Below are 6,747 nucleotides of genomic sequence, written 5' to 3' on the forward strand. Positions count from 1 at the left end.
TCTTCGGCTATTCGGGAGGCGGGGAGGTCAGTCGCGCGGCGACGCGGTCCACGGCCCCCGCGAGCCGCTCGGGCGGCAGCAGACCCGGCCCGCGGCTCGCGGCGAAGTCCGCGAAGGCCTCCGCGGTCGTGTAGCGGGGTTCAAAACCGAGGGTCTCGCGCATCTGTACGGTGGACACCACCCGACCGTGCGTCAGCAGCCGGATCTGTTCCGGCGAGAAGTCCGTCACCCCGACCGTACGCAGCGCCTGCCCCACCCAGGTGACCGCGGGCAGCAGCACCGGCACCGTCGGCCGGCCGAGCCGCCGCGCGCACTGGGAGAGCAGCAGCACCCCGTCCCCCGCCACGTTGAACGTGCCGCTGTTCAGGGTGGCCCGGCGCGGCTCGCCCGCCGCGACCTCCAGGACGTCCATGACGTCGTCCTCGTGGACGAACTGCAGGCGCGGGTCGTAGCCGAAGACGGTCGGCAGGACCGGCAGCGCCAGGTACTCGGCGAGCGGGGAGTCCACCCGCGGCCCGAGGATGTTCGCGAACCGCAGCACGCACACCGCCACGTCCGGCCGGCGCCGGGCGAAGCCGCGTACGTATCCCTCGACCTCGACCGCGTCCTTGGCGAAGCCGCCGCTCGGCAGCGACTTCGCCGCCGTCGTCTCGGTGAAGACGGCCGGGTCCCGGGGCGCGGAGCCGTACACGCTGGTGCTGGACTTCACCACGAGCCGGGTGATCCGGGGCGACTTCTGGCAGGCGCCGAGCAGCTGCATGGTGCCGATGACGTTGGTCTCCTTGACCGACGTCCGGCCGCCGGAGCCGAGCGCCGTTCCGGTGACGTCCATATGGACGACCGTGTCGACGTCGTGCTGGGCCAGGACCTTGGCGATGGCGGGCCGGCGGATGTCCGCCCGGACGAACAGGGCCGCGCCGAGGGGGTGCGGTGAGTCGACCGCGTCCACGGCGATCACCCGCTCGACCTCCGGGTCCCGCTGGACCCGCCGTACGAAGCGGGCGCCGAGGTGCCGGGCCGCACCGGTGACGAGCACGACCTTGCCCAAGATCAGCGCCTTCCGTCGGTGTTCCGTCGACCGCCACCGTAGCGCCTCCGCATCGTGGCGCAATAAAAAGCGTGGCCCTCCACCGCAGAACGGTGAAGGGCCACGCCCGACGCGGAACGCCGTCGTTACAGCGACGCTTACTTCTTGTTGCGACGCTGAACGCGGGTGCGCTTGAGCAGCTTGCGGTGCTTCTTCTTGGCCATCCGCTTACGCCGCTTCTTGATAACAGAGCCCACGACTACCCTCGCTCACTTCTCGGAACATCCCCGCGCCAGCGGGGATCGGTGCGGGGCGTCTGGGCCCACACGACCTACGAGGGGCTAGCCTACCGCCCCGAGCGACCCGCTTGTAATCCGAGGGCGGATCCGGGCTTCCGGCCGCGCGCTCGCTACGCGGTCGCCACCCCCACGAAGGACTCCCTCAGGTACTCGTGCACCGCTTGTTCCGGCACCCGGAAGGACCTTCCCACCCGGATCGCCGGCAGATGACCGCTGTGCACCAAGCGGTACACGGTCATCTTCGAGACGCGCATCACCGAGGCGACCTCCGCCACGGTCAGGAACTTCACCTCGTTGAGAGGCCTGTCGCCAGCAGCCATGACCCACCTGTACCTTCCGCACACGACGCTCACCGGCTTCCCCTCCGGTGACTCTTCGTCGCTGAGCGCTCACGCCCAGAGTAGGGGCGGGTGGTACGAGTGGGGAAGAGGAGCTGCCATCGGCCGTTTACCGTGACAGACACGCTCGATTGAGTACATAGCGAGTGAGTGGACGGTAGTAGTCCGAACGGACCCCGTCATCCAGCGGAACGGCCACGGACACCTGCCCCTCCGCCTCACCGACAAACAGCGCGGGATCGTCCGTATCGGCCAGCCCGATGGCCTCGATACCCAGCTGACCTGCCCCGCAGACCCAGCCGTGGTCCCCCACCACCAGCTCCGGAAGCGGCCCGCCGCTCTCGACCGCCCCTTCCAGCGCCACCCTGACCGGCAGCGGCGAGTGCGTGTGCGCCCCCGGCTCGCGCCCCGCAGTCGGCAGGTCCGGTTCCCGCACCAGCGCGACACCCCGTACGTAGTCCAGGAGATACGTGCGTACGCCGAACCGGGTCGTTATGTCGACACATCTCCCCTGCGCCGGGGTGAGAACAAGACATCCCGCCGCCGACAAAGCGTCTGCGAGAGCGACGTAGAAACCCAGCAGCCGATGCGGATGCCCCGTCCCCAAGAGCACCGGAGCCCGCCGCGCCGCCGCCTCCCCGAGCCGCTCCGCGAACGCCCCCAGCGCCCCGAGGGTCCGCTCCGGATCGATCACGTCGAGCCCCGAGCGGTGCGCCGGATCACCCGACACCCCGCACCGGTCCGCCATCAGACGCAGCAGATCGGCCTCGTCCCACCACCGGGCCGGGTCGAGACCGAGGGTCACCCGGGGATCCCTCGCGGCGAACAGCCGATAGCTCCGCAGGCTCACCTCCCGCGACGTCGCCACGGTCCCGGCCAGCCCGGCCGCCAACAGATGCGCCCGCAGCGCCCCGGTACTCAGCACCCGACCGATGCTGCCGGACCACACCCGGGACAGAGTCAAAACCGGCCGCACACCGCACAGTTGGCGTAACGCGCCGAAGCCCCCGGCCCGCCCCGGCGTACGGCTCAGGCGAGCAGCCCCCGCAGCGGGAACACCGCCCGACGCGTCGCCAGGACCGCCTGGTCCAGCCGGTCCGCCGGGTCGTACCCCTCCGCCCAGTCACGCCACTCGACCGGCCACCGCCCGTCCGTCATCCGCGCCGGACCCAGCTGCCGCGTCCGCGCGTACACCTCGTCCCGCCACGAGGACGGGATCACCGAAGCGGGGTCCACCGGCGCGTGCGCCGCGATCCCCACCAGATGCGTCCACGACCGCGGAACGACGTCCACCACCGCGTACCCGCCACCGCCGAGCGCCAGCCACCTGCCGCCCTCGACATGCGCGTGCGCCAGCTCGTGACACGCCTCCTGCACCGCCCGCTGCGCGTCCAGCGACACCGCCAGATGCGCCAGCGGGTCCTCGAAGTGCGTGTCCGCCCCGTGCTGGGTGATCAGCACCTGCGGCCGGAAGTCGGCCAGCAGCTCCGGCACCACCGCGTGGAAGGCCCGCAGCCAGCCCGCGTCACCGGTCCCCGCCGGCAGCGCCACGTTCACCGCCCCGCCCTCGCCCGCGCCGGCCGCGCCCGTCTCCTCCGGCCAGCCCGTCTGCGGGAACAGCGTCCGCGGATGCTCGTGCAGCGAGATCGTCAGAACCCGCGGGTCCTCCCAGAACGCCGCCTGCACCCCGTCCCCGTGGTGCACGTCCACGTCCACGTACGCGACCCGCTCCGCACCCAGCTCCAGCAGCCGGGCGATCGCCAGCGCCGCGTCGTTGTAGACGCAGAAGCCGGAGGCCGCCCCGGGCATCGCGTGGTGCAGCCCGCCCGCGAAGTTCACCGCGTGCGCCGCCTCCCCGCGCCACACCGCCTCCGCCGCGCCCACCGACTGCCCCGCGATCAGCGCCGACACCTCGTGCATCCCCGCGAACGCCGGGTCGTCCACCGTCCCGAGCCCGTACGCCTGGTCCGCGGCCTTCGGATCGGCCGAGGCCGCCCGCACCGCCGCCACGTAGTCCTCGCGGTGCACGAGCCGCAGCGTCGACTCCCCGACCGGCCTGCCGGCCACCACGTCCACCGCCCGGTCGAGCCCGTACGCCCGCACCAGACCCATGGTCAGCGCGAGCCGCACCGGGTCCATCGGGTGCTCCGGCCCGAAGTCGTAGCCGGTGACAGCTTCATCCCACATCAACAGTGCGCGGCCGCTCATGCCCGCCACCGTATCGGGCCCCCGGAGAACCGAACGACGTGGCATACACCACCGTGACGAGCACCAGCACCATCGGCACCAGCATCGCCCCCCGGTACGACCAGGCGTCCCCGAGCGCCCCCACCAGCGGCGAGCCGATCAGGAACCCGACGTAGTTGAAGACGTTGAGCCGCGCCACCGCCGCGTCGCTCGCCCCCGGACCGTGACGTTCGAAAGCCAGCCGCCCCGCCGCCGCGAAGGTCTGCGGCACGATCACACTCAGCCCGAGCCCCAGGAGCGTGAACCCGGCCATCCCCACCCACGCCCCCGGCGCCACCGCGACCACCGCGAACCCCAGCGCCGCCAGCACCGCCCCGCCCCGCACCACCAGGGCGGCCCCGAGGCGCCGCACCCCGAGATCCCCCACGGCCCGCCCGAGCAGCGTCGTCACCATGTACGCGTTGTACGGCACGGTCGCCAGCTCCTCCGAGCTGTGCAGGACGTCCTGGAGGTACTTCGCCGACCAGTTGGAGACCGTCGAGTCCCCGATGTACGCGAAGGTCATCACCAGACAGAGCGGCAGCAGCAGCCGGAACGGGACCCCGCCGGAAGCCGCCCCCGCCTCCGCCGTCCCCGGCCCGGACTTCGGCTCCCCCACCACGTACCAGCTGCCGCCCACGAACGCGGCCGGCAGCAGCACCGCCACCACCGGCAGATAGGAAACGAACAGCGACAGGTCCCAGTGCGCCCCCGCCCAGGCCAGCGAGGCACCGGCGATGCCACCGAGGCTGTACGAGGCGTGGAAACCGAGCATGATGCTCCGCCCGTACGCCCGCTGGAGGCTCACCCCCAGCATGTTCATGGACGCGTCCAGGGCCCCGACGGCGAGCCCGAACAGGCCAAGCGCGACGGCCACCGCCCACAACTCCGTACCGGCCCCGACGCCCAGGAGCGCGAGCAGCACCACCGGCTGCGACCAGCGCAGCACCACCGCCGGCCCCACCCGTACGACGAGCTTCTCCGTGAGGACGCTGGCCACCCCGGCGAGCACCGGCACGGCCGCCAGGAACACCGGCAACAGTGCGTCGGATATCCCGTACCGGTCCTGGATCGCCGGTATCCGGGTCACGAGCAGGGCGAAGGTGACCCCCTGTACGAAGAAGCTCAGCCCCAGGGATCCCCGCCCACGCCGCAACCGCGCATCCGTCATGGCGGCACAGCGTAGGCCCGCACCCTACCGAGGGGTAGATGGATCACAGGCCCAAAATCGCCGGCAGCCCGTCCATGGACCCGAAGAACCCCTTGGCCCCGCTCAGCTTCGCCTCCGGCGTCATCGCGGTGAACCCGTACACGTCCATCCCGGCCGCGACGGCCGCCTGGACGCCGAGCCGGCTGTCCTCGACGACGACACAGCGCTCGGGCGCCACTCCCATGCGCTCGGCCGCGTGGAGGAAGAGATCGGGCGCCGGCTTTCCCCGTCCGACGTCCTCGGCACTGAACACGATCTCGTCCGGGAACCACACGTCGAGCCCGGTCTTCCGGTGCCCGACCCGGATCCGCTGATGACTGCCGGAGGACGCCACGCAGTACGGAACGCCTTCGGCTGCCAGCCGCTTGAGCACGTCCGCGGCCCCGGCCACGGCCTCCAGCTCCCGCTCGAAGGCCGCGAACACCCGCGCGTGGAACGTCTCGTCGAACTCCGCCGGCAACCGCCGCCCGCTGCGCTCCTCGATCAGCTCGTGGATCCGGTGCATCGCGGATCCCATGTAGTCCCGCACCGACTCCTCGTACGTGGTGGGGTGCCCGAGCTCCGTGAGGTAGGCGGCGAGCAGTCGATTGGAGATCGGCTCGCTGTCCACGAGCACCCCGTCGTTGTCGAAGAGCACCAGGTCATAACCCATGGGCCTCACCCTACGAGGCTGCCTCGCGCGCCGGGCCCCTGGCGCCGCACCCGGTCAAGGGCCTCGGCGAGCAGGTCCTCGTGCCGGAGGACGAAGTCTCCGTTGGGCAGCGGCTCCCCGTAGTGGTCGCCCACCACCCGCTCCGGCAGGAACGCCCGCAGCGCATGCCGCATCTTCGCCGGATACCGCACCGGCTCGCCCCAGCCCTCGGGGGCCTCGTCCGTCCCGAAGACCACCCAGTGGTCGGTGGCGACCTCCGCGTCGAGGTCGGGCGCCCCGCCGGTGTGGCAGTCCAGTGCGGGGAGCCTCAACTCGTCGGGGTCGTGGGGCTCGTACCAGAGCAGCAGCGGCTTGGCCTGCGCGGCCTGGGCGTTGTCGAAGCAGCAGACGGCGATGGCGTGCCCGGGGTACTTCTCCGCATAGAACGCGAACAGTTCGTCGGAGAGGACGGGCCGCTTCCGCCAGGGCACACGGGCGAGGGCCGCGGGGACGAGCGCCGGGTCCTCGGCGAGGACGACGGTGTAGACGTCGTGCTCGAAGACGTGCACGGCCGGCGGCTCGGTCCATCCCATCCAGGCAATCGGGTCCTCGTCGTCGGAGGCGGCGGCGGGCCTGACGGCCTCGACCATCCGCTCCAGCAGATCGTGTTCCTGGCCCACGGAGACGAAGTGGTCGGGAGTGATCCGGACGGCCGGCAGATGCAGCAGCATCGCATTCGGCCCGTCGGCCCGGTTCACGGCCGTGTTCTGGTAGCCGAGTACGTGGATCAGCCCGTGTTCGGCGTGGGTGAGTCGCCCCGCGTACAGGGTCGTACCGGTGAACTCGGCCGGCGCCGTGGAAACACACATGAACGCAAAAATGCCTCAACCCCCGGACAAGGTCCAGGGGTTGAGGCTAAAAATTGTTCGGCGGTGTCCTACTCTCCCACAGGGTCCCCCCTGCAGTACCATCGGCGCTGAAAGGCTTAGCTTCCGGGTTCGGAATGTAACCGGGCG

The 6,747-nt window shown here is 71.4% G+C and carries 8 protein-coding genes and 1 rRNA gene; all 9 read right to left on the reverse strand.

Translation table 11 applies throughout. The features are described from left to right. Positions 1 to 7: 7 nt before the first annotated feature. Entirely contained in the window at positions 8 to 1,048 is a 1,041-nt protein-coding gene (locus tag ACFY7C_RS35975; RefSeq protein ID WP_389659599.1) for an NAD-dependent epimerase/dehydratase family protein, read from the reverse strand. A gap of 137 nt (positions 1,049 to 1,185) precedes the next feature. Further along, positions 1,186 to 1,284 carry a 30S ribosomal protein bS22 gene (locus tag ACFY7C_RS35980; protein ID WP_003948845.1) on the reverse strand — a complete coding sequence of 33 codons (99 nt, stop codon included), beginning with the start codon at positions 1,282 to 1,284 and terminating at the stop codon, positions 1,186 to 1,188. 152 nt (positions 1,285 to 1,436) lie between these two features. After that, positions 1,437 to 1,646 carry a helix-turn-helix domain-containing protein gene (locus tag ACFY7C_RS35985; protein ID WP_046910004.1) on the reverse strand — a complete coding sequence of 70 codons (210 nt, stop codon included), beginning with the start codon at positions 1,644 to 1,646 and terminating at the stop codon, positions 1,437 to 1,439. Between the two features lie 127 nt (positions 1,647 to 1,773). Beyond that, on the reverse strand, positions 1,774 to 2,589 hold the full coding sequence (locus ACFY7C_RS35990) for a phosphatase (protein WP_389659602.1): 816 nt from the start codon (positions 2,587 to 2,589) through the stop codon (positions 1,774 to 1,776). A 104-nt stretch (positions 2,590 to 2,693) separates the two neighbouring features. Next, positions 2,694 to 3,872, reverse strand: a complete 1,179-nt coding sequence (locus ACFY7C_RS35995) for an acetoin utilization protein AcuC (RefSeq protein ID WP_389659605.1) — start codon at positions 3,870 to 3,872, stop codon at positions 2,694 to 2,696. Beyond that, positions 3,841 to 5,061, reverse strand: a complete 1,221-nt coding sequence (locus ACFY7C_RS36000) for an MFS transporter (protein WP_389659608.1) — start codon at positions 5,059 to 5,061, stop codon at positions 3,841 to 3,843. The genes ACFY7C_RS35995 and ACFY7C_RS36000 overlap by 32 nt, the downstream gene beginning before the upstream one ends. A 43-nt stretch (positions 5,062 to 5,104) precedes the next feature. Then, positions 5,105 to 5,752, reverse strand: a complete 648-nt coding sequence (locus tag ACFY7C_RS36005) for an HAD family hydrolase (protein ID WP_389659611.1) — start codon at positions 5,750 to 5,752, stop codon at positions 5,105 to 5,107. Positions 5,753 to 5,757: 5 nt separating this feature from the next. After that, positions 5,758 to 6,600: a hypothetical protein gene (locus ACFY7C_RS36010; RefSeq protein WP_389659614.1), complete on the reverse strand. Its 843-nt coding sequence runs from the start codon at positions 6,598 to 6,600 to the stop codon at positions 5,758 to 5,760. A 55-nt stretch (positions 6,601 to 6,655) separates the two neighbouring features. Then, a 5S ribosomal RNA gene (gene rrf, locus ACFY7C_RS36015) occupies positions 6,656 to 6,747 on the reverse strand; the annotation flags it as partial.

The organism is Streptomyces sp. NPDC012769, from assembly GCF_042901205.1.
Lineage (GTDB): Bacteria > Actinomycetota > Actinomycetes > Streptomycetales > Streptomycetaceae > Streptomyces.